Origin of the sequence: Nocardia sp. NPDC047654 (genome assembly GCF_043205035.1) — a bacterium.
GTDB lineage: Bacteria > Actinomycetota > Actinomycetes > Mycobacteriales > Mycobacteriaceae > Nocardia.
In genome coordinates, this window is the sequence record NZ_JBIDDF010000009.1 from 132311 (window position 1) to 134284 (window position 1974).

General features: G+C 66.9%; 3 protein-coding genes. 1 reads left to right on the forward strand and 2 read right to left on the reverse strand.

What is annotated here, in order from left to right; genetic code table 11:
* Positions 1–22: 22 nt before the first annotated feature.
* Positions 23–751, forward strand: coding sequence for a polyprenol monophosphomannose synthase (locus tag ACGF7Y_RS22785; RefSeq protein ID WP_357044323.1), 729 nt, complete (start codon positions 23–25; stop codon positions 749–751).
* On the opposite strand, the gene ACGF7Y_RS22790 is transcribed toward ACGF7Y_RS22785, so the two are convergent.
* Together ACGF7Y_RS22790 and ACGF7Y_RS22795 are read right to left on the reverse strand one after the other, a co-directional pair.
* On the reverse strand, positions 729–1454 hold the full coding sequence (locus ACGF7Y_RS22790) for an NAD-dependent epimerase/dehydratase family protein (RefSeq protein WP_393236592.1): 726 nt from the start codon (positions 1452–1454) through the stop codon (positions 729–731). The two genes, ACGF7Y_RS22785 and ACGF7Y_RS22790, sit on opposite strands and share 23 nt — an antisense overlap.
* 88 nt (positions 1455–1542) lie before the next feature.
* Positions 1543–1959 carry a hypothetical protein gene (locus ACGF7Y_RS22795; protein ID WP_040867020.1) on the reverse strand — a complete coding sequence of 139 codons (417 nt, stop codon included), beginning with the start codon at positions 1957–1959 and terminating at the stop codon, positions 1543–1545.
* Between the last annotated feature and the right edge of the window lie 15 nt (positions 1960–1974).

Consider the following 1974-nt stretch of genomic DNA (forward strand, 5'->3'; position numbering starts at 1 on the left):
GGCCTCCGAAAAAACTCTGGTAATGATTCCGACGTACAACGAGCGTCGCAACGTAGGCCCGTTGCTCGCTCAGATCCTGGAACAAGGCACCGATTTCGATGTCCTGTTCGTCGACGACAACTCCCCGGACGGAACCGGAGATCTGCTCGATGAGCTGGCCCGACAGCACGCGCCCCGCATCCACGTGCTGCACAGGGCCGGGCGCCAAGGCGTCGGCTCCGCACACCAGGCCGGAATTCGCTGGGCCTACGCGCGAGAATATCGGCACATCATCACGATGGATTCCGATTTCGCGCATCCGCCGTCGTATCTTCCGGCGCTGCGCGCCGCTGCGGCCGGTTTCGACGTCGTGGTCGGATCGCGGTATCTGAAAGAGGACAGCCTCGCCGACTGGACTCCCTTCCGCAAGGTCCTCACCCGGGTCGGGCATTTCCTCACCGTGACACTGCTGCGGATGCCCTACGATGCCACCGGTGCGTTCCGATACTACCGGCTGGACTCCGTTCCGGTGGCGGCTTTCGATCGTGTCCGTTCGACCGGGTACTCCTTCTTCTTCGAAAGTCTCTACATTCTCGCCGCCAATGGGTTCCGGATCGAGCAGGTGCCGATCCACGTCCTCAACCGCACCGCGGGCGCGTCCAAGATGCGCACCCGCGACGTCGCGACCAGCGTGCGTTTCCTGCTGGTGCTGTGCGCGGAGAAGTATCTGCGCCCCAGCAGGCATCGCCTCAGTTCGCCCGCACACCGCTGACCCTCCGCCCGGCCAGCCAGTCGATCACCGCCGCCGCCTCCGGCCAGTCCGGGCCGGTGGCGGTGATCGGGAACTGGTCGTCGACATGATCTTTGGCGAACTCCGAGCGTGAGCCCACCGCGTCGCGCACCTCGGCCAGCGTGACGGTGGTGCGCGCGCCGACCTCACGCAGGCCGGTGTCCTCGAGGTGGGCGGCGATCCAGTCGGCGCACCACTCCACCGGGGCGAAGCTCTGGCGCGAGCGGCCGCTGGCGAACACCGGACGGTCGGCGGCCATGTCCGCCAGCACGCCCTTGCGGTAGTCCCCGCCGTACATCGGACCGAGCCGCACGACGAGACTGTCCGGCGTGCAACACATCTGCTCGGCTTCCGCGCGATGGCGGCCGTAGACGGTGTCCAGCTGGGTGCGCGCGGAGATGCTGCTGATCTGCACGAACCGGTCCCAGTCCCACTGCTCGCGCAGCAGGCGCGTCTTGTCCACCGTCTCCTGGCGGTCGGCGTCCGGATGATGCTCGGCCCAGAACCTTTTCGACGGGCAGGCGGTATTGATCAGCACGTCGTAGCGACCGGCCGCGCGGTGACGTTCATGGTCGGCGCGTGCCACCGCCACCACCTCCCACCGACCGCTTCTCGCGAGCGCGTCGACCAGCGCGGCGCCCACGTATCCGGTGGCGCCGACCACGGCCACACGTAATCGGTTCACACGCAGTCCTTTCCGGCGTGCGCGTCGGCCGCCGCGGGCATGCGCCATCGCGCCTGTACGCCGCGTCCACTTCGGCGCCCGGGCCGGCTCACGCGCCGTTGCCTTCCAAGGTGTGCGGCAGCGGCGCCACCTGCACGATCGGCGGATCGCACTCGTCCCACGGCTTGGTCAGCATGGCGATGAACGTCAGCGGGGTGATCGAGTACACGGTGTGCATCACCCCGATCGGCGTGCGCGTGCAGATGCCCTTGGACACGTGGATGAACTCCTCCGGGCAGTCCGGATCCTCGTGGTCGTCCTTGGTCACCAGCACGCCGTTGCCCTCCACGAACAGCAGATACTCCACGAAGTGCGGGTGGTAGTGCAGGCCGCGCACTTTGCCGGGGTGCATGTAGATCAGGTTGAACTCCAGCAGGGGTTCGGGCGGTACCCAGGTGAAAATCCCGCCGCGCCCATCGCGGACGGTGTCGAGGTTGCACGAGGGGGTGAGGACTTCGACCTTCATTACTGCATCCCTTCA

Coding starts and splice junctions, on each gene's coding strand:
- ACGF7Y_RS22785 (WP_357044323.1), top strand. CDS start 23: ATGATTCCGACGTACAACGAGCGTCGCAACGTAGGCCCGTTGCTCGCT.
- ACGF7Y_RS22795 (WP_040867020.1), bottom strand. CDS start 1,959: ATGAAGGTCGAAGTCCTCACCCCCTCGTGCAACCTCGACACCGTCCGC.